The sequence below is a fragment of the Rhodococcus sp. NBC_00294 genome (genome assembly GCF_036163995.1).
Classification (GTDB): Bacteria; Actinomycetota; Actinomycetes; order Mycobacteriales; family Mycobacteriaceae; genus Rhodococcoides.
Genome location: NZ_CP108045.1, coordinates 53,220 through 70,963, shown reverse-complemented (window position 1 = coordinate 70,963; position 17,744 = coordinate 53,220). Strand labels below are relative to the sequence as shown.

Sequence of the window (17,744 nt, the reverse complement as noted above, 5' to 3'; positions counted from 1 at the left end):
TTGGGCGGACGCACCACCAGCGGCTGAGGCAAGTTCAGAACAATGCGTGTTGCGCCTCGTCGGCGGCGCGGTCGCGGGCGGCACACCACAGGGTGTGCAGGTGCCGGGCAACGCGCGGGTGCACCTCGAGAGTGTCGGCGAGCGTGTCCCAGTCAGCGCCGCGTGCGCGTTCGGTGTCGAGCCACCGACCGGCGTCGTCACCGTCCGCGGTGAGCATCCCGTCGGCGGTGAGATACCGGTCCGGACCCTCGCCGTCGAGCTCGTCGCGAGTCATGCGTGCGCCCCTCCTGCTCGGAAAGTGTTGAGCCGCTTCCACGCTGCCCGCTGAGCGGTGCCCAGTTCGACCATGTAGTCGAAGAGTTCATCCTCGGGGCCTTGTTCAGCCGCCTGGATGAGTCGCTGCCCGGTGATGTGGAAGGACCGCCGGTAGGACTGGGAGAGCACGATGTCGGCGTAGTGCACGGCGGCGGAGGACCCGGTGATGTCGGCGGTGACGACGTCCGCGAGTGCTCGGCGCAACGGTGCATCCTTCTGTCCTCCCCCGGCTCGGTGCAGGACGGCGGCGACGGAGGCGGGGTCGTGCGGTTGTCCGGTGGTGACGAGGTCGGCGATGACGGCGAACAGTTCCGCGTAGGCGGGCTCGGCGAAGTCGGCCGGCACGAGGGCGTCGGTGACGCGGACGGCGGCGGCTGTGTCCGTGGACCACATGAGCGCGCAGAGGGTCAACGATTCCGGATCGGTCCGCGGGTCGAGGCCGTCGCTGGTGTCGACGCCGGGGTCTGCGATGTCGGGTGCGAGGTCGAGGACCGGGTCGGTCGGGTTCTGCTCGGGTTCGGGGACTGCCCGTAGTGCGCTCATGACGTGTTCCCTGGCCTTACCGGGCGAAAGTGGTGTCGGCGCGGGTGGGTGGTCCAGTGGCCGGGGGTGATGACGGCGCTGGTGGTTTCGGCGGCGAGGTCCACTTCGATCTGGGCGGCGATGAAGTCGTGGTCGGGCTGGTAGTCGAACGCGAGGTGCGCCATGACGGGGTCTCCTTCGGTCGGTGGTGGGTTGCGGTGCGCGGTCAGGCGGCGGACACGGCGACGAGCTCGGCGAGGCGGTCGTCCCGGTATCCGCTCCAGTGGGTGTCGGCGTCGACGACGACAACGGGCGCGGCGAGGTAGCCGAGAGCCATCACGTAGTCGCGGGCTTAGGTGTCGACGCTGATGTCGACGGTGGTGTAGTCGAGGCCGGCCTTGTCGAGCGCCCGGAACGTCGACCGGCACTGCTGGCAGTTGGGCTTGGTGTAGACGGTGATTCCGGACATGACTCGCGCCTTTCGACTATTCGGTGGAGTAGTTCCATTCTATTTCACGAACGGGTTTATTTCCACCGCTGGAGTGTATTTGTTCGATAACGATGAATCGGTCGTTTAAGTTGTGCTGCAACCGATATGGCGGTGTTCGGGAATGTAAATCGGTCCCGATTCGGGCGGGTTTGTGTAGTGCGCTTTTCTCGTCATTGGCGGGTTTGTTCGCGGCGAGAGTCTAGGATCGCGGGATGACGTATTCGCGTGTGGAGTCGGCGTTGGTGGCGATGGCGTTGGATCGGAGTGCGCCGTCGGATCTGGCGGTCGAGGCAATGGTGTCGGGGGTACTTGTCGAGGAGACGCTGGCCCGCGCCGCCGCCGCGGGCGCTGTGGATGTGGTGTGGGTGCCGGAGGACATGCCCGACCTGTGATCGCGGTGGCCGGCCCCGCTCGGTAGCGACAGGTTCGCTCGGTGGTGGGTGCGTCGAGGTCGGAGTGAGGGCTCGATGCCCGATCGCCGGCTACCCCCCCCGCCGGTGGCCGGGCGTCCCCCGCTGACTGCGGGAGCCGCCCGGCCCGGTGTTTCTAGTCCCGGTCGGGTGCCCCGGGAAGGTGCGCCCCGGTGGTGGCGCGGACCGTCTCGGCGTCGACGTCGACGTCGAGGGTCCGGATCTCGGTGGGGCTCATGGCGACGTCGAGTGCCTGACGGAGTAGGCGGAGCATCTGCGGGGTGGCGATGCCCGCGCTGGTCGCTTCGTCTTCTGCCGCGTCGTAGGCGATGTTCGCGGCCGCTCCGTCTCCGGCGCGGTGGCAGAGCCACCCGGCGATGCTGAGGGCCTGGATGCGGGCCTCTGCGCGGGTGTGGCGGGCGATGGTGGCCATGACGGTGTGCGCGGATGTGCTGCCGTAGAGCGGGAGCCGGAACATCGCGTCGCGGACGGGCAGTGCGGTGATGACGGCGGCGGTGCGGGCGATGAGGCCACTGTCGGGCAGCTCGTCGGCGTAGACGACTGCGGCCAGTTCCTCAAGCACCTGCGCGGCGTCGGCGTGCTCGGCCGGGTGGATCTCCTCGGCGTGGGCGTAACGGTTGCCGATCGCGGTGCGGCTTCCCTCGATGACCGTTCCGGCTTCGACGGTGCTGGCGGCCAGTTCCGACGCGATGGGGTCGACGTCGAACGTGTCGAGGGTGTCGAGGTCCTGGGCGGTGACCGGTTCGGCGAGGGTGGGGACCCAGTAGGTGCCGATCACCTCGACGGCGGTGGCGAGGATTCCGGCGATGACCAGGTTCTCGACGGCGGCCGCTTTCTTGCCGGGTCGGTCTGCGATGGTGACGATGACGACCGACTCGATGCCGTGGCGACGCAGGACGTCGGTCATTTTGTGCGCCTGCGCGGCGACGTCGACGCGGTCGAACCGGGCGGCGAAGGTGAGGGTCTTGCCGGTGAACGCGAGCACGACGATGGACTCGGTGGGGACGTGCCGCAGGGCTGCGGGGATGGCGGCGATGACCTGGGCTGCGCTGGTGAGGGTGATGCGGGGTTGCGTCATGAGGGTGAACCTTTCGGGTGGTGTGGCTGGGGGGACGGTCAGGATCGGAGTGCGCGGCGTGCGTTACGGCGGTCGTAGCGGGCGCTGGCTCGTTTGACGGTGCGGCGAATCTTGGGGGCGCCCTGCTTGTGGACGAGGATGTCGATCTCGTCTGCGGTGGACGGGTGCTGTGCGCGCATGACTGGTGCTTCCTTCCGGGACTCGTGTGGCTCGGCCCTTGTCCCTCACCACGTTCTTTCGCCGTCATCTGGCGTGGCGCAGAGGAGGCGGCGCACGGGAACGGCGTCCTGCACCCGATACGAAAAGTTCTCAGCCGGAGGCGTTCTGAGAAGTTTTCGGACCCCGGAGGGGCCGGAGCGCAGCGGAGGTCGGGTGTGGGTAAGACGGGCACGGGTGACGCAGCATCGGAGTAGCCAGATGTGTCGAAAGAACGACGCTTTTCACTCCGGCGGAGCGCAGCGGAGTTCCGATCAGTGGACGCCCGCAGGGTGGCCTACGCCCGGCCGGCGGCCGGCTCTTCGTTCCCTCCGCCGGCCGCCGGCACTCTCCGGGGGCGACGCCCGACGACCGCGCCGGCAGACCACGGACACGGACACGGACACGGACACGGACACGGACACGAAAAAAACCCGCACCCTGTGGTGGGTGCGGGCCTGATTCGGTGGTGTGAGGTCTATCGGCTCACGGTCGGGGGTGCTGCGTCTTTGCCTGCGGCGACGTCGCGGAGCCACTGCGGGACGGGCTTGTTGTCGTACTCGAGCAGTTTGATCGACGCTTCGGCGGCTGCGGATCGGACTTTCATCGAGCGGCCACCGCTCACGGTGCGGCGTTCGGTGGTGGTCATCGCGGATCCTCCGTCTCGGTGTCGGGTCCATTGTCCCCTGTGTCGTCCGGTTCCGCCAGGTCGTCACCGGCGGTGTGCTGCGAGATCGCCTGCAAGGTGTCGCGGTCGGTGGCGGCGATGAACGGTGTCGTCGCGACGGTGCCGAACACTTTCCATCCGAGGGCGGCTTCGTCGTCGTCCTTGCTGACGGTGCGCTCGAGGCGAAGATCATCGGGCAGGGTCAGACCAGCGCGGCACTTCGCACGGCCGTGATGCGCGCGTCGGGCGGGCCTGCGATGCCGGAACCCTACGACCGTCTGGCTCGTCGGATCGGCGAGGCGGCATACCGTGTGACGGACAAGGACGTCGCGGCTGTGCGAGCTGTGACTGGTAGCGACCGGAGTGCGTTCGAACTGATCCTCGCTGCCAGTGTCGGTGCCGGCCTGGCGCGGTGGGATGCAGCCGCTCGCGCGATCAATGGTGCCGAAGATGCGTCTGCCTGAGATCGACCTGGGAGACCGCCTTCGGACGAGGCTTCTGTTCCGCTTCATCTCGACTGTGTCGAGAGCACGCTTGCCGGATGCCGCTCGGGTCGCGTTCTACCACCGCGACTTCACCGGGCCCGATCTCAACGCGTGGACGCAGCAGGCAATGCGAGGTCCGAGCGAGTGGTCCGTGGCAGAGCGAGAGCTCATGGCCGCGATGGTCGCTCAATGGAACTCGTGTCCGTTCTGCGTCGGCGCGCACAGCGCTGTTGCCGTGCACGGTCTAGCGGTCGAGGTGGTACGTGCCACGCTCGATGACTATTCGACGGCTCCGATCTCACCGGCGTGCTGACAGTCGGGCCGACTGCGGCGAGGCTAGCCATGAGCGCTGCGATCTCAGGCATGTCCGGTTCGACGGGTTCGATATACGCGATGTGGTTGATGGACACCCCACCGCCCCGTCCTGCGGTGACGGTGATGGGAACGCCGGAATGGCGAAGCCGTTCAACATCACGCGCGATAGTGCGTTCGTTAAGCCGGAGCCACCGAGGCTCAGATCGTCGGTGAAGTTGTGGTGACCACAGCTCATCCATCTGTTGTAGCCCGCGTGTCGGCATCCACGGCTACGTGCATCTGTCCGGGGTCGTTAGATCTCCGAGATCCGACCGCTGTCGTCAGAGATCACACAGCAGCCGTGATGTTGACCACACCCTAGTCTTCACCACGCAGCTCACCGCTCGGATGCTGCGCAGGACCTCAAGCTCGGCCGTTCTAGCTTCGGAGCCTCGATGCCGTCTTACACTGCCTCACCTATCGTTCGATCAGACCTTTTCTCGGCGAACCCTGGTACTCGCCCGGATCAACTGGTTCCCATACTCGTCCGCGCTACGAGCTCAAGCACCGCCAGCGCCGACCCGGACATTCGGCTCGCATCGCGTCGGCGGGGAATCAGCCCCTCCATCCGAGGGCACGAACACCATGCGCCAGCAAATGCTGTTGCACGCAGGACCAGTTCACAGATGCTCGTCGATGCGACCCGGAAGCACCATCAGAGATGGGATGTCGAGTCCGGTGGTGAACAGTCGGGCGAGTTCTGGACTGCTCGCATGCTGTGGTCGCACGACCAGGGCCACACATCAGCAGCAGCGCACGGGTTCCGCCGCTCGACACGTCACAGTTGCAATCTCAGGAGGCTTTCCGATGTCTGACACCACCCTCGACTCCGGCATCAACACCAACTCTTACGCAGCCGAGGCCCGCAACATCGTGGTGGATTTTCACGGCCACCGAGCGGTCGACGACGTCTCGATGACCATCGCCAGAGGAGAGGTGTGCGCTGTCATCGGACCCAGCGGTTCAGGGAAGAGCACTCTGCTACGCACGTTCAATCACCTGCAGCAGCCCACGAGCGGCGAGATCTACATCGACGGTGTCGGGAGCGTCCGTGAGGGGCGCAAGCCCAGGCCCTCGGATCTGATGCAGCTGCGCCGCAAAGTCGGTATGTGTTTCCAGTCCTTCAATCTGTTTCCCCACCTCTCTGCACTGGAGAACGTGATGTTGGCGCAGACCCATGCGCTCGGACGCAGCAAAAAGGACGCACGTGAGCGCGGCCTCGAATTGCTCGACCGTGTCGGATTGGCAGCGAAAGCGGAGAACAGGCCCTCACAGTGCTCCGGTGGGCAACAACAGCGCATAGCCATCGCACGAGCACTCGCTCTCGATCCCGAGCTGATGCTCTTCGATGAACCCACCTCTGCTCTCGACCCCGAACTCGGGGCCGAGGTGCTCGCCGTCATGCGCGAACTCGCCGAGTCCGGGATGACGATGATCGTCGTCACGCACGAGATGTCATTCGCAGAGAACGTCGCCGACCGACTCGTATTCATGGCAGATGGCCGCATCGTCGAGGAGGGCGATCCGACCGCAGTTCTACGGTCTCCGCAGCAGCCGCGCACCCAGAAATTTCTACGAGCCGTGGCGGGGCACTGATGACCATCAGCGACATTCTCGGTGAACTCGCCCGTGGACTTCCGATCACAGCCTTGCTGACCGTCGCCGGCTTCGTGGTCGGCGCAGTCTCAGCCGTCCCAGTGGCTGCAGCGCGGGCCAGTTCCATCACTGCGGTCAAGACCCTCGCCGTTGCGTACATCGAAATTGCCCGCGGCATTCCGCCGATCGTGTGGCTGTTCTTGCTGTACTTCGGGCTCAACCAGTTCGGCATTCAACTCGAAAGTATCGCCGCGGCCATTCTCGGCCTGGGCATCATCAGTGCGGCATATCTCTCGGAGATCTATCGGTCTGGACTCGCCTCTGTTCCCGCAGGGCAACTCGAAGCCGCACAAGCTCTGTCATTGTCGCGCATGACGGCATTCGTTCGGGTCACCCTCCCGCAGGCAATCGTGACCATCGTGCCGCTCGCGACGGCGTTCTTCATCGGGCTGCTCAAAGACAGTGCCATCGCCTCGGTGATCGGCGTGCAAGAGATCACCACCGCCGCACTATCGTTGAGCCGGCGAACCTTCGACGGTCTCACAATCTTCGTACTCTGTGGCCTCGTCTACTTGGTGATCAGTCTCCCGATATCGGTTCTCGGACGATGGCTCGGAAACCGCCTCGCACAACAATGGACGGTCGCACGATGAATGACAACACTTTGCTCGACTTCGCCGGCGATTTACTACCGGGACTGCTTGTGAGTTTTCAACTGACAGTCGCCACACTCGTTTTCGGAATTCCGCTCGGCATCGTCCTCGCGCTGGGACTGCGGGAAACGAATATGCTGGTTCGCGCCCCGGCGATGGCTGTCGTCGAGATCGGCAGAGGTTTCCCGGTCTTGGTCATTCTCTATCTGATGTACTTCGGGCTCCCGCAGGTATCGATAACACCGACGGCCATGATCGCTGCGGTTGCCGGACTGGCCATCAGTTTCGGCGCCTACACCAGTGAAGCATTCCGAGCAGGTCTGGCTGCAGTACCTGTGGGCCAGTACGAAGCAGGGCTGTCGATAGGACTGTCGGTTTTTGCACTGTACCGCAAAGTTCTGCTACCCCAAGCGATCAAGATCGTCGTCCCGCCCCTGATCGGTTGGTCGATTGTCTACTTTCAAACCACCTCGCTCGCGTACGCCATTGCAGTACCAGAATTGATGAGCCGCGCCTACACGCTGGCCACCAGTAACTTCCAGTACCTGTACATGCTCGGCCTCGCCGCGTTCATGTACGCCGCAGTGTCAATTCCTTTGTCGCTCATCTCCGAACGCCTCAACAATCGGTCACCACGTAAGGCAAGAACAATCGGCACCACTGTCGCGACCCCCACCCTCTGACCAGGAGCACCACAGCATGAATACCCACATTCGCAAAAGCTTCATCGCTGCAGCCCTGTCCCTGTCGACAATTGCTGCCTTGACAGCGTGCACCTCGACCTCCACCGACACCGTGGCATCGGATTGTCAACCGCAGTACACCTTCCCCACCATCAAGGATGGTGTGCTGAACATCGCAGGGCCCGACTACCCACCATTGTTCACTTATCAACGTGGTGACATCGACGGTGTCGATGGCGACATCCTTCGCCAATTCGCGGCAGAAAGTTGCCTGAACACCACTGTCAACCTGCTCCCGACCGCAGGAGTGATCGAAGCCGTGAAGGGCGGACAGTCCGATATCGCGGCGGGAGGGTGGTACCCGACCAGCGAGCGTGCGGAGTTCGTCAACCAGACAACAGCTGTTTACGACGATCCTGGTGTCATCGTCGGGAAAGACCCCTCTGGACTCGTCACCGACTATGCCGGCAAGACGATCGGCATGAACCAGGGAATGCTGTGGATTCCCGATTTTCAGCGCTGGGCAGGAGATGATTTGAAACTCTATGCATCGGTCGACGCGCTCTTCCAAGATCTTCTCACCGGTCGTATCGATGTCGCGGTGATGGCGTCGAACGAGTCGGCGACCCGACTGGCGACGGCTCCAAGTGACGCCGGCCTGTCCGCAGTCCGCATGGAGGAAACGGACACCATTCCCACTACCAAGACGCCGTCGGTGACCAACTTCCCGCACACCAAGGACAATCAGCAAATGACCGACGCGCTGAACGCGTTCATCATGAAGATCCGTGACAACGGCGACTTGTCAGCGATCCTCGAGGAAAACAACATCAACCCAGATTTCGCAAATCCGCAGACATCGTGACGCCCCAGAGCAGGAAACGAACAGGACAGACTGTTCCGACTCGACGCCGCTGATCACTGCGCGGCATCAGCCGCCGTCAACCCACGGAGCTCACTGATCAAAAGTGACCGCACGTCGAATTGCGAAGCAATCGAGGCGCGCGAAAGACGAGGACCCATAATGTCGCGTTTGCTATTTCTCAATCCCTTCGGCAGCTCGCTCTACGATGACCTCATCCGCCGGAGCATGAATCTCGCCGTCCGCCCCGACACCGATATCGACATCCGTCACTTGACTGGGCCGGTCACCGCACCTGACTTCTGGGCACAGAAACACCTACTCGAAGTCGAGACGATGTCCGCGGCGATTCAGGCAGAGGACGAAGGGTACGACGGGCTGATCATCGGCTGCTGCTACGACCCCGGAGTCGCCCAATGCCGCGAGATCGTCGACATACCAGTCATCGGCCCCCTCGAAGCCTCCCTCGGTTTTGCACGTGCTTTCGGACGCAATTTCGCCGTGGTGACCGACCACCGCAAGGCAGCGACTGAGATCGAAGATCAGGTCCGTAAGTTCGGTTTCGAGCCGAACTGTAAGGGCGTGACAACCATCGATTGGTACATCGACGAAATGGTCGACGATATAACAGCAGTCGCGCGCAAGACCGATAAGGTAATCGAGAAGGCAATGGCTGACACCAGCGCTGAGACTGTTATCCTCGGCTGCACAATCGTGTCGGCATGCTACGAAATCGCCCTGCGCGAAACACCACTCGACTTACCGCTGCGATCAGTAATGAATCCAAACTTGATGGCAGTGAAAATGGCTGAAATGCTGGTCGATCTCGCCGAAGTTGGTCAATACCGCATCGCCAGAACCGGGTACTACGCCAAACAGGAGTCGCGCGACCCTGAAGGCTCTGCACAAGTTCGCGCTATTCTCAGAGCATCCAGACCCCTGTCGGCGCTCGACGTGCTTCCCCATAACGTCCCCACCTCCATAAATGCCCACTCCATTGCTTCAGGAAAATGGAAATGAACATCGGCAATTACTGAGCAGAGCGCCCGCTCTGATGGTTCTGACTGCGACGACGCGTTGTCGGTCCCGACCGGAGCGTGATCGGCAGGGTCGCCACGACCATTTCGGACAGTAATGGCAACGTCCACTCGCCGACGTCCTCGAACACCTGACATGGCACACGACAAGTGTGTCAGGAGCGTGACAAGATCGGGTCTTCGATAGCGGGTCGACTATTCCCGCTATCGGGGGCCAGTCGGGATGGACCTCAATGCTGCGTCCTCGTGGCACCACAGGCCGGAGACGAAGGTCCACACGGGCATTCATGACCAGGATCGCACTCGAACCGGACCCGGCTACGTTGTCTCGACGGATGTCCCACAATTTCCTCACAAGTCCGTGTACGCGGCCCTCGTGGCACCGTCGGCTGCCGAACAGGCTCGTGCTCGCCCTACTGCCTCACGGGAGGCGTTCCTCATCACCGTGACTGCGATAGATTCTGCAATCTGTGCTGTCCTGCTGTACTCGGTGACGCCGCCACCGTGATGGTCGTGCTCTTCGCCGGGACGGGTGTCCTGGCCGAGATGTCCGTACCTGCTCGCACGGCGTCCGCGGTCCCGAGCGGCCCGTCCGGCTCGGGTCTGAACCATCCTGGGTGTAGGTCACGCGCCGCGTCACCTGCTGCACCACGTACCCGGCGAGGTTCAGCACCCAGGTGCTCCCGGTCGGTGGTGTCCGGTAAGTCATCCATAGAGTCCGATCCCACACCAAGCAACCGGTCAGAACCGCCTCACCCACTGGCGCATCCCCTGTGCCCAGCAGCGTCGTGACGTCGTCGCCGATGAGCGCGACACGCTCGACACCTTCGCCGACCTGAACGGCGATGATCGAGGCGGCGACCTCGGGCACCACCTCCCGGCGGCAGTCCCATCTCTGCTTCGTCCGCACTAGGTGGCGGGAGAGCAACAACGCTCTCGGTGTCGGGGCGTCCGGCCACCACTCCTCGTCGTCGAGCATGAACAGCGCACAGGTACCACGGCGCACATCCTGGGGTTGCGCGTGTTGAAGATCGAACCGAACAGGTAATGCGGTTCGAAATGAAAAAGCATTGTGGCAGGATCGAAAAGGCACTGATCAGTACCGACAGCGAGGAATGCACCGTGGCGAAGCAGTTGATCACCCAGTTGACCGATGACATCGACGGCACCGCCATCGACGACGGTTCCGGTGAATCGATCGAGTTCTCCGTCAACGGCGTCGCCTACGCCATCGACCTGAAATCGAAGAATGCGGCCGAGTTTCACCGCAAACTCGATTACTACATCAGCCATGCCGAACGAATCGGCGGACGCAAGCGTCGCACGACGAAGGCGGGCGCGGCGTCCACCGCTGGATCCGGTGCCGCGCCGACGAAGCGGGATCGGGAGCAGACCCGGGCAATCCGCGAGTGGGCGAACAGCAACGGGTACGAGCTCAGCGGCCGCGGCCGCATTCCTGAGCACGTCATCGAGGCATTCGACACCGCCCACTGAACCGGCGCCTCGCCCACCGGGTGCCCCGTGCAGCAGTGCTAGCTGAGCTATCATCGCTGTCTCGCCCTGGGGTTCTGCACGCGCCGACGCACGGACGCTGCCCAAGGGGGTGGCACCTCGTCGACGTGCCGGCGACCACGGCGGTCAGAGGTCGTCGAGCAGGTCGAGGGTGCGGCGCAGCAGTTCCTCCGCACGGCCCTCCACCTCGTCGAGGACGTCCCCCACGTCGGCGAGCGCGATGTGCGCCGCCGACCGGGCCGCGACACCCGCGGCATAGGTGTCGGACAGTGCCGCCGTGTCGTCACCGCCGGGAACTTCTGACGGCTCCGCCGACAACCTTCTCGGTCCGGGACGTGCAGGAAGGGGTCGGTGTCGTGCGGGTGTCCCCACCAGGTGGCTGGTCACCACGGACGTGATCGCCGCCGGTGTCATCGCCCCCGGTGGGAGCGGGACCGCGCCCCACCGGTCGATCGGCACCACCACCGGCCCCGACCCACCCGGCCCGTCGTCGTCGGGGTCGGGGTCGGGGTCGGGGTCGGGGTCGGGGTCGGGGTCGGGGTCGGGGTCGGGAAGCTTGCCTGCCCGTAGGTGCTGTTCGAGCACCCGCGTCGACGGGTGCTCCTGCACCACCCGCAGCACCTGTGCCCACCGCCGCCACACCGCTGCATAGTCGATGATCGCCTCACCGCCGCCGCCCTGGTCGGGGTGCAGGTGCAGCTGGTGGCGACCACCGATGCGCACACCGTCCCCGACGACGGTGATGTCCCGCCGGTCGAGGCGGCTGATGTCGACCGCACGCAACCCCGCCGCGTGCAGACCGAGGATCACCGCGTCGCGGCGCCCGAACATCCCGCTCGGCCACCCCGCCACCGGGAGCGCGGCGATGATCGGCGCCGCCCGTCCCCGCAGCACGGTTGCCCGGTCGGCGCGCGCCCGGTCGAGCTGTAGACGGATCGACGTCACCGTTCCCGGCGCGGGGTGACCGGCAAGGGTGTGGACGCGGTTGACGACGGCCACCCGCCGACGCTGGGCAGCGTCCCCGGCAGGATTCTCGGCCAGGAACATCGCCACCGTGAGTGGTGACGCCGGCAGTGCGGCCAGATCGGCGGCGGCGCACCAGTCCGAGAACAGCGCCCACTCGTACCGGTACCTGCCCGGCACATCAACACCCTCCGCCATGACCGGCGACGCTATCGCCCCTGACCGACACCCTCACGCCCGCGCCGGGGGCGAACACCGGAAGGACGGCATCGACAGCGCTTGGTCGCCGCGTGCCCGCCGACCGGATCAGAGTGGGTCAGAACATCGACAGTTGCGCCGGATCCGGCCGCCGCCGGCGCGGTGCCACCGCCCCCGAGGCGGCGCGGCGGTGCCCCGGAGGGGGCGCAGCGGGGTCGACGACGCCGGCGCGGGCGGCGATCATCGCGCGGACAGCGGTGCGGTCGTCCGCCCGGACGGCGCTGGTGAGCGCGCCGGGGGCACCGAATCGGGTCCGCCAGGACGCCGAACCCGGTGTGGGCGCGCCCATCACCGAATCGGTCAACCGGTCGAGCAGCACGTCGAGGCGGTCGTGCAGCACCCGCACCGCGTCGTCGACCGCTGCACGGGGCACACCAGGTGCCGAGTCGCGCTGCTGGTCAACGGGTGTCGCCATGACGGTCACCGTACGCCGCCCAAACGCTTCCACAGCGGACCTCGCCCGTACAAGGTCGGCGAGTCAGATGAATCTCGTCGGTTCCGTGTCGGCTGCACCGCTGTTCTGCAGACCCGGCGACGAGGCGGACGCCCGAGCACAGTGCCCGGCGATGGTGTCCGACACCATGATCGCGCGCACGGTGTCGACGACGAGCTCGTACGGCAGGGGTGGTCCGGCGAGGGTGCGGATGCGCATGGTCTTGATCGTGCCGCCGGGGTCCGACACGGTCGGCATCGGAGATGCTCCCTGGTGCACGCGGCGCGGTGCGGCGACGGGGTCAGGGACTCTCGGTCACGAACCAGCGAACCGGTGCCGCGGTGGCGTACGCGGCCTGGTTCCGGCCGTACGACTTCGCCGCGTACAGGGCTCGGTCGGCGGCGGCGGTCACCGCGTCCAGCACCGCACCGGTGTCCCGCGTGTTCTGCCCACCGGGAGCGACGGCGCAGCGCACCACCCCGATACTGACCGTCACCCCGCCGCAGCCCCGCAGCGTGCGCAGGATCGCGGCCTCCACACCCACCATGCCCGGGGCGAGGCCGAGAACGAGGAATTCCTCCCCACCGAGGCGCGCCACGAGTGCACCCGGTGCGGCAGCGGCGCGGAGGGTCTGCGCGACGCCGACGAGCACCTCGTCGCCCACGGCGTGACCGAACTCGTCGTTGACGGACTTGAAGTGGTCGATGTCGACCAGACAGCCCGCCACCGGGACCCCGGACGTGCAGGCCGCATCCAACAGTGCCGCCGTACCCGCGGTCAGTCCCCGCCGGTTGAGCAGCGAGGTGAGCGGATCCGTGTCGACCTGCTCCACGAGGCGCTGTGTCGCCGCGTCGACGGAGGACCGCAGCGACGCCAGCAGCACGGTGGGTACCAGCACCACGGTGATCGCCGCGCCCACCGCGACGAGCTGTACGGCACCGTCGGTCTTGTCGATGCACACCGCCACCGCCAACGCGCTCGCCGCCGCCGTCAACGACACCGTGATCGCCCGCGAGGACCCCGATGCGGAGATCGCCGGGACCACACCGAGCATCGCACCGATCGCCGTCGTCGCGGCCGGATCGGAGACCACGCACGCCGACACCGCCATCCCCACCATGCACACGGACCCCAACACCACGAACTGACGGTCGTCGAGCACACCCACCCGCACCGTCACGCCCACCGCGACCAGCCCGGACACAGTGACCGCCGCCAACACCCACACCCAGTTCGGTCGCACCAGGGACGGCACGAGAAGTGCGACCACCAGAGCCGGAACCGCCCCGGACGCCGCACACGCCACCGCCAACGACCGAATGTCGAACCTGGCGGCGATCAAACGGCCGCCGGACGCACCTCGAGCCACGCGCACTCCCTCCCTCCCGGTCCGGAACCACCGCCCGCGCACGCGGCAGCCCGCAACGTCGGTTGCCGCCGTCGATTGTGACACCGGACAGTGCACCCAGCGCGCGGAGAGCGTGCGGCTCCGTGGACGTCCGGTGCGGGGAAGGTCGACACACGGTGACTACGACACGCACTGTCGGTGGCCGGCGCCGTCGCCGCGTTCGGGGCGCCCAGACCGGGTCGCCGCGAGTGCGGCACTACATGCTCGTCACGCCGGCGTTCCGGGTCGATCACCGTTCCGCGAGAACGTGTCTCGGTACAGACTCGGGCTTGTACCGACATGACGCCGGAAGAGTGTGCGCAGGTTGGTAGCAGTCCCCAGCCCGCACTTGCGGGCCACGACCTCGACGCTCGCGTCGCTGGTCTCGAGCAGTCGTTGGGCCAGGTGGATGCGGTGGCGTTGCAGCCACTGATGTGGGGTCGACCCGGTGGTGGCGGCGAAGTGCCGCATGAAGCTGCGTGGGCTCGTGTGGGCTCGGCGGGCGAGGCTCTCGACGGTCAACGGCTCATCGAGGTGTTCGAGCATCCACGTCATCGTGGTCGTCAGCGGGTCGAGAGGGCCGGTCACGGGCATCGGTGTCTCGATGAACTGGGCTGCCGTTCTTTCGTCGCAAGTCGCGTCACCGCACTCGATCTACTCGAAGCCAGTCGCTGGCAACCCGGTGACCGAAGACGAGGCCGAGATGAACTCAGGTCCCGGTAGCATTACCCAGCTGACCATGGCTTCCGTTCGATCGAGTTCCGGGGGCATCGGGTAATGGGCGCATCGGACCGCGATGAGACGGTCTTGATCGACGTTCAAGGTCATTGCGTGCAGGTCCAAGTTGGCGTCGGGCTGGCCTGGAATTCTCAGAATCATAGGGGGAAGACTCACTCGGCCGGATGGGGTCAAGTACATCTCGAGGTACATCCGCTCGTGCCAACCCTCTTCGGGCACTCGCAGAATGAGGGCGTTGGCGCCACCGCGTTCGGGTGATCTGGTGTATGGCTCAAATTGTGCAGGTGGTTTCGTTATCATGAACTGCAGAAGCGCTGGCCCGATGATTTCACCAGGTTTTGCAAGTAAGACGTCTCTGATCTCCGCCAACCCGCTCCCGCCTTCGGAATTAACATGCATCCGCCCCGACGCATGGTATGAATGCCGAGTTTTCACCTGCTCCATTGTCTCCCAGCCTTCCGGGGCGGTAAGACCAACCGTGGGCGATCCGCCAGGAAGCGATACGGCCGGCCTGTCAAGCGCACCTGCGGCGTTAAACCAATACAGGTCGTTGCTGGGCTTTAGCTCGAACGTGGTTACCGCCCTATAGTCGTCAGTCTCGCCGCGGGCAAACAACACGCGCACTTTTCCGCTCATGATCCATCTTCGTAACCGCGCACCGCAGTGTTACGTTCGATCAAGCCGGACCCCGCGATGTCCGCGCGTCGACCGAGACGTTCCGGCCAGGACCTCCTCCGAGTTGCAACCGCTCCTGAACTTCAATTCCCAGCCTCTGCTCGTTACAGGCGAGATTGCTCTCTAGCCCTCGGTCGCGCTTCTCATCGTCTCACTCATCGCTTCGGTCTGGAGCCCCGCTCAAGTGCCGTTTAGGGCGGGCATGTCGTAGTGGCGTGAAAAGATCGAGACGTGGCCGATGATGTGGTGCTTCGTGATCTGAGAAACCGGGTGCTCGACGAGGATGCGTCCATCTCCGGGCTGCTTCGGATGTGCGTGATGCTGAGCTCGCTGACGGGGTCCGAGTCATTGCGATCCTGGGCTCAGGCCGAACTCCGCGGATACAACGACGACGTTGATTTGCCCGAGTACCGCAAGCTTGCGCTGCCGCTGTACATCGACTCACAAAGCGGACCAACCCTAGTACGAGGGCAGCAAATCTCGGTGTTCGCAGTCCCGAGGGAGACTAGGTCGGCGTTCGACGGACCGGTTCAGTTTCGTCAGGCAATCCAAGAACTGGCTGAACTGGCGAATTCTGATGACGGATCCATCGCGATCTCTCGACCAGGATTCGCCGAGGTGGCCGCACTATGGACTAGCCAGTTGGGTATGTTTCAGCAGGTAGACAGGATCTACCACCAGGTGAGCCGCTCTGCGATTGCGGGGATGGTGGACGTGGTGAGAACTACATTGGTCGAACTGGTCGCCGACATTGCCGTCGGCGTCCCTGTCCATGAACTACCTACTAGGGCAAGGGTGAATGCTGCCGTGAACGTGAACGTGTACGGAGGGTCGCAGGACGACAACAGCATCACCGTGGGTAGCAACAGCGGGGTGGTCGGCCAGGGAACGGGCTCGTTGCAGTCACAGACAAACGGGGTCGCAAGCGAGCACCTGGCGACGTTGATTGCGGATCTCAGAGTGGCTTCCGAAAGCATCGCCGACGAAGACGATCGCGCCGACGTGAATCAAGCAATCGACGACCTTGAGACGTCCGTGTCGGTCGACCAACCCGATGTTGCTGTAGTCGACCGCCGAGTGAGATCGCTCCGACGACTCGCCGACTCTATCGGTGGCGCACTGGTTGCGGCTCTGTCATCAGAAGGTGCCCGGCTCGCGCTGGCCGCCGCCGGCGTGGGGATCTGACGCTAGTTTCTCAGGTCGGCGTCGACTGGACATTCCCGTGTCGTCGTACTCAAAGAGCTTCTTCAACCATACAGATCGCACCCACGGTGACTCCCAGCTGCATCCTGAACCTCTATCGCGAGCCTCTGCGCACCCCAGTTTCGCGCTGTATGGCCGCAACAAGGGCAGTCTGAGATGATTCGCGCATGGACGGGTGGGGTGAGTGGGTACGGTTCGTGGTCGCGCCGGCAGCGTTCGTGCTGGTGACCGCATGGATCGCTACCCGGAATGCCCGTAAGACGCCTCACGAGCGGCTGAAGAACTTGGTTGACATTGCAAAGAACATGCCCGACGGTGCAGATCCAAACGGCATTGTCGTCGGTGCCATTGCGCGAGAGCTTGTCGATTTCGACCGGCGCCTAAGAGCCGACCAAAGCACCTTGCGGGCTCGGTGGAAAGAGCGATTTTTGCAGTGGGGTGATCGCCCGTTACTCGCAGTGATGGCGTTCTCCAGTGCACTGTTCGTCACAATTCCTTTGTTGAGCTTCCTGGACGTACTTAAGCTCGGCCGCTTCTGGGGTGGCCTCCTGGGCTTCGTAGCTCCATGTGCCGTTCTGATTTTGGGTGGCGTTTTCTCTGCCTATGTCGAATATGAACAGCAAAAGCGCATGCAAGAGCAGAAAATTGCTGAAGGGGAAGCCCGCGACGCCGTCGAAGCAAATAAGAAATTCAAAGGGAGTCTGTCGCTCCATATCCCGACATGGTCACCCGAAGAGGTCCGAGACTTCGCGGACGTAACGCGCGATGCGATTACAAAGGGAATGTCCACCGGCGACCTGCTTGAGCTGCAGTCGAATTTCAGACGCGAGCGGCTGCGCAAGCGTAACGCCGCTTCCGAAAAAGAACGACCCACCGCCTAGGTAAAACTTCTTGCCCGGTGGTCATCCGCTGCCCACGTTCGCTGGCGGCACGTTTGTTGTGCCCATATGCGCAGGAATGCGCGCTGACAGTCGACGGCAACCGCGGCCCCCGCGGCAACCGCGTGCCTACGGTGGTGGCGAGGGTCGTTCCGTCGCGAGCACTGCAACACCCGTGCCCGCGGGATGCGCCCGTCCCGTCGATGTCGGGGGCCGTCTCGGATGTTGTTGGCGGGGTCGTAACGTTGTTCATGGTTGCCAAAGGTCCGATCTTCAATTGCGCGGCCTCGGCGGTGTTAACGCACCGTCCAAGGTTGCGCTGCTCCTCA

Annotated in this window: 23 protein-coding genes and 1 pseudogene; 10 read left to right on the top strand and 14 right to left on the bottom strand. The window is 64.5% G+C overall.

Features of this window, described 5'->3' with window-relative positions; translation table 11 throughout:
• Positions 1-34: 34 nt before the first annotated feature.
• The 4 genes and pseudogenes from OHB23_RS22730 to nrdH all read right to left on the bottom strand — a co-directional run bounded on the left by OHB23_RS22730 (position 35) and on the right by nrdH (position 1,306).
• Entirely contained in the window at positions 35-274 is a 240-nt protein-coding gene (locus tag OHB23_RS22730) for a hypothetical protein (protein ID WP_328811768.1), read from the bottom strand.
• Entirely contained in the window at positions 271-858 is a 588-nt protein-coding gene (locus tag OHB23_RS22725) for a DnaB-like helicase N-terminal domain-containing protein (RefSeq protein ID WP_328811767.1), read from the bottom strand. The genes OHB23_RS22730 and OHB23_RS22725 overlap by 4 nt, the downstream gene beginning before the upstream one ends.
• Entirely contained in the window at positions 855-1,022 is a 168-nt protein-coding gene (locus OHB23_RS22720) for a hypothetical protein (RefSeq protein WP_328811766.1), read from the bottom strand. Before OHB23_RS22720 ends, OHB23_RS22725 begins: the two co-directional genes overlap by 4 nt.
• A gap of 41 nt (positions 1,023-1,063) precedes the next feature.
• Positions 1,064-1,306 (bottom strand): annotated as a pseudogene (gene nrdH / locus OHB23_RS22715) (glutaredoxin-like protein NrdH).
• Between the two features lie 233 nt (positions 1,307-1,539).
• Between nrdH and OHB23_RS22710 the strand changes: the two are divergent.
• The gene (locus tag OHB23_RS22710) at positions 1,540-1,719 is read left to right on the top strand and encodes a hypothetical protein (protein ID WP_328811765.1); all 180 of its coding nucleotides are present in this window, start codon (positions 1,540-1,542) and stop codon (positions 1,717-1,719) included.
• Between the two features lie 154 nt (positions 1,720-1,873).
• Here OHB23_RS22710 and OHB23_RS22705 read toward each other — a convergent pair whose 3' ends face one another.
• The 4 genes from OHB23_RS22705 to OHB23_RS22690 form a co-directional block, all read right to left on the bottom strand.
• Positions 1,874-2,836 carry a DUF4192 family protein gene (locus OHB23_RS22705; RefSeq protein WP_328811764.1) on the bottom strand — a complete coding sequence of 321 codons (963 nt, stop codon included), beginning with the start codon at positions 2,834-2,836 and terminating at the stop codon, positions 1,874-1,876.
• A gap of 38 nt (positions 2,837-2,874) precedes the next feature.
• Positions 2,875-3,015: a hypothetical protein gene (locus tag OHB23_RS22700; protein ID WP_222626631.1), complete on the bottom strand. Its 141-nt coding sequence runs from the start codon at positions 3,013-3,015 to the stop codon at positions 2,875-2,877.
• Between the two features lie 494 nt (positions 3,016-3,509).
• Positions 3,510-3,680 carry a hypothetical protein gene (locus tag OHB23_RS22695; protein ID WP_328811763.1) on the bottom strand — a complete coding sequence of 57 codons (171 nt, stop codon included), beginning with the start codon at positions 3,678-3,680 and terminating at the stop codon, positions 3,510-3,512.
• The gene (locus tag OHB23_RS22690) at positions 3,677-3,829 is read right to left on the bottom strand and encodes a hypothetical protein (protein ID WP_328811762.1); all 153 of its coding nucleotides are present in this window, start codon (positions 3,827-3,829) and stop codon (positions 3,677-3,679) included. Before OHB23_RS22690 ends, OHB23_RS22695 begins: the two co-directional genes overlap by 4 nt.
• A 286-nt stretch (positions 3,830-4,115) precedes the next feature.
• Here OHB23_RS22690 and OHB23_RS22685 point away from each other — a divergent pair, with 286 nt between their 5' ends.
• The 7 genes from OHB23_RS22685 to OHB23_RS22655 all read left to right on the top strand — a co-directional run bounded on the left by OHB23_RS22685 (position 4,116) and on the right by OHB23_RS22655 (position 10,862).
• Complete coding sequence (locus tag OHB23_RS22685) at positions 4,116-4,496, top strand: carboxymuconolactone decarboxylase family protein (protein WP_328811849.1); 381 nt, start codon at positions 4,116-4,118, stop codon at positions 4,494-4,496.
• A gap of 848 nt (positions 4,497-5,344) precedes the next feature.
• Positions 5,345-6,133 carry an amino acid ABC transporter ATP-binding protein gene (locus OHB23_RS22680; RefSeq protein ID WP_328811761.1) on the top strand — a complete coding sequence of 263 codons (789 nt, stop codon included), beginning with the start codon at positions 5,345-5,347 and terminating at the stop codon, positions 6,131-6,133.
• Entirely contained in the window at positions 6,133-6,786 is a 654-nt protein-coding gene (locus tag OHB23_RS22675) for an amino acid ABC transporter permease (RefSeq protein ID WP_328811760.1), read from the top strand. Before OHB23_RS22680 ends, OHB23_RS22675 begins: the two co-directional genes overlap by 1 nt.
• A complete protein-coding gene (locus OHB23_RS22670; protein WP_328811759.1) occupies positions 6,783-7,469 on the top strand; it encodes an amino acid ABC transporter permease in 687 nt (228 codons plus the stop codon). Before OHB23_RS22675 ends, OHB23_RS22670 begins: the two co-directional genes overlap by 4 nt.
• A gap of 16 nt (positions 7,470-7,485) precedes the next feature.
• Positions 7,486-8,334, top strand: a complete 849-nt coding sequence (locus OHB23_RS22665; RefSeq protein ID WP_328811758.1) for a substrate-binding periplasmic protein — start codon at positions 7,486-7,488, stop codon at positions 8,332-8,334.
• Positions 8,335-8,493: 159 nt separating this feature from the next.
• Positions 8,494-9,351 carry an aspartate/glutamate racemase family protein gene (locus tag OHB23_RS22660; protein ID WP_328811757.1) on the top strand — a complete coding sequence of 286 codons (858 nt, stop codon included), beginning with the start codon at positions 8,494-8,496 and terminating at the stop codon, positions 9,349-9,351.
• Between the two features lie 1,139 nt (positions 9,352-10,490).
• Complete coding sequence (locus OHB23_RS22655; RefSeq protein WP_328811848.1) at positions 10,491-10,862, top strand: histone-like nucleoid-structuring protein Lsr2; 372 nt, start codon at positions 10,491-10,493, stop codon at positions 10,860-10,862.
• 144 nt (positions 10,863-11,006) lie between these two features.
• On the opposite strand, the gene OHB23_RS22650 is transcribed toward OHB23_RS22655, so the two are convergent.
• The 6 genes from OHB23_RS22650 to OHB23_RS22625 form a co-directional block, all read right to left on the bottom strand.
• Positions 11,007-12,041, bottom strand: a complete 1,035-nt coding sequence (locus OHB23_RS22650; protein WP_328811756.1) for a hypothetical protein — start codon at positions 12,039-12,041, stop codon at positions 11,007-11,009.
• A gap of 118 nt (positions 12,042-12,159) precedes the next feature.
• Positions 12,160-12,516, bottom strand: a complete 357-nt coding sequence (locus OHB23_RS22645; protein ID WP_328811755.1) for a hypothetical protein — start codon at positions 12,514-12,516, stop codon at positions 12,160-12,162.
• Between the two features lie 63 nt (positions 12,517-12,579).
• Positions 12,580-12,792: a hypothetical protein gene (locus OHB23_RS22640; protein ID WP_328811754.1), complete on the bottom strand. Its 213-nt coding sequence runs from the start codon at positions 12,790-12,792 to the stop codon at positions 12,580-12,582.
• 43 nt (positions 12,793-12,835) lie between these two features.
• Positions 12,836-13,903: a GGDEF domain-containing protein gene (locus OHB23_RS22635; RefSeq protein WP_328811753.1), complete on the bottom strand. Its 1,068-nt coding sequence runs from the start codon at positions 13,901-13,903 to the stop codon at positions 12,836-12,838.
• A 246-nt stretch (positions 13,904-14,149) separates the two neighbouring features.
• Positions 14,150-14,509, bottom strand: a complete 360-nt coding sequence (locus OHB23_RS22630; protein ID WP_328811752.1) for a helix-turn-helix domain-containing protein — start codon at positions 14,507-14,509, stop codon at positions 14,150-14,152.
• A 66-nt stretch (positions 14,510-14,575) separates the two neighbouring features.
• A complete protein-coding gene (locus OHB23_RS22625; RefSeq protein ID WP_328811751.1) occupies positions 14,576-15,295 on the bottom strand; it encodes a hypothetical protein in 720 nt (239 codons plus the stop codon).
• Between the two features lie 270 nt (positions 15,296-15,565).
• Between OHB23_RS22625 and OHB23_RS22620 the strand changes: the two genes are divergently transcribed.
• Positions 15,566-16,519 carry an AbiTii domain-containing protein gene (locus tag OHB23_RS22620; protein ID WP_328811750.1) on the top strand — a complete coding sequence of 318 codons (954 nt, stop codon included), beginning with the start codon at positions 15,566-15,568 and terminating at the stop codon, positions 16,517-16,519.
• Positions 16,520-16,704: 185 nt separating this feature from the next.
• Positions 16,705-17,418 (top strand): hypothetical protein, encoded by a 714-nt coding sequence (locus tag OHB23_RS22615; protein WP_328811847.1) that lies wholly within the window; start codon positions 16,705-16,707, stop codon positions 17,416-17,418.
• Positions 17,419-17,744: the final 326 nt, after the last annotated feature.

What these genes read in the sequence shown, in the direction of transcription:
- OHB23_RS22730 (WP_328811768.1), bottom strand. Translation starts at nt 274, where the DNA reads ATGACTCGCGACGAGCTCGACGGCGAGGGTCCGGACCGGTATCTCACC.
- OHB23_RS22725 (WP_328811767.1), bottom strand. Translation starts at nt 858, where the DNA reads ATGAGCGCACTACGGGCAGTCCCCGAACCCGAGCAGAACCCGACCGAC.
- OHB23_RS22720 (WP_328811766.1), bottom strand. Translation starts at nt 1,022, where the DNA reads ATGGCGCACCTCGCGTTCGACTACCAGCCCGACCACGACTTCATCGCC.
- OHB23_RS22710 (WP_328811765.1), top strand. Translation starts at nt 1,540, where the DNA reads ATGACGTATTCGCGTGTGGAGTCGGCGTTGGTGGCGATGGCGTTGGAT.
- OHB23_RS22705 (WP_328811764.1), bottom strand. Translation starts at nt 2,836, where the DNA reads ATGACGCAACCCCGCATCACCCTCACCAGCGCAGCCCAGGTCATCGCC.
- OHB23_RS22700 (WP_222626631.1), bottom strand. Translation starts at nt 3,015, where the DNA reads ATGCGCGCACAGCACCCGTCCACCGCAGACGAGATCGACATCCTCGTC.
- OHB23_RS22695 (WP_328811763.1), bottom strand. Translation starts at nt 3,680, where the DNA reads ATGACCACCACCGAACGCCGCACCGTGAGCGGTGGCCGCTCGATGAAA.
- OHB23_RS22685 (WP_328811849.1), top strand. Translation starts at nt 4,116, where the DNA reads ATGCAGCCGCTCGCGCGATCAATGGTGCCGAAGATGCGTCTGCCTGAG.
- OHB23_RS22680 (WP_328811761.1), top strand. Translation starts at nt 5,345, where the DNA reads ATGTCTGACACCACCCTCGACTCCGGCATCAACACCAACTCTTACGCA.
- OHB23_RS22675 (WP_328811760.1), top strand. Translation starts at nt 6,133, where the DNA reads ATGACCATCAGCGACATTCTCGGTGAACTCGCCCGTGGACTTCCGATC.
- OHB23_RS22670 (WP_328811759.1), top strand. Translation starts at nt 6,783, where the DNA reads ATGAATGACAACACTTTGCTCGACTTCGCCGGCGATTTACTACCGGGA.
- OHB23_RS22665 (WP_328811758.1), top strand. Translation starts at nt 7,486, where the DNA reads ATGAATACCCACATTCGCAAAAGCTTCATCGCTGCAGCCCTGTCCCTG.
- OHB23_RS22660 (WP_328811757.1), top strand. Translation starts at nt 8,494, where the DNA reads ATGTCGCGTTTGCTATTTCTCAATCCCTTCGGCAGCTCGCTCTACGAT.
- OHB23_RS22650 (WP_328811756.1), bottom strand. Translation starts at nt 12,041, where the DNA reads ATGGCGGAGGGTGTTGATGTGCCGGGCAGGTACCGGTACGAGTGGGCG.
- OHB23_RS22645 (WP_328811755.1), bottom strand. Translation starts at nt 12,516, where the DNA reads ATGGCGACACCCGTTGACCAGCAGCGCGACTCGGCACCTGGTGTGCCC.
- OHB23_RS22640 (WP_328811754.1), bottom strand. Translation starts at nt 12,792, where the DNA reads ATGCCGACCGTGTCGGACCCCGGCGGCACGATCAAGACCATGCGCATC.
- OHB23_RS22625 (WP_328811751.1), bottom strand. Translation starts at nt 15,295, where the DNA reads ATGAGCGGAAAAGTGCGCGTGTTGTTTGCCCGCGGCGAGACTGACGAC.
- OHB23_RS22615 (WP_328811847.1), top strand. Translation starts at nt 16,705, where the DNA reads ATGGACGGGTGGGGTGAGTGGGTACGGTTCGTGGTCGCGCCGGCAGCG.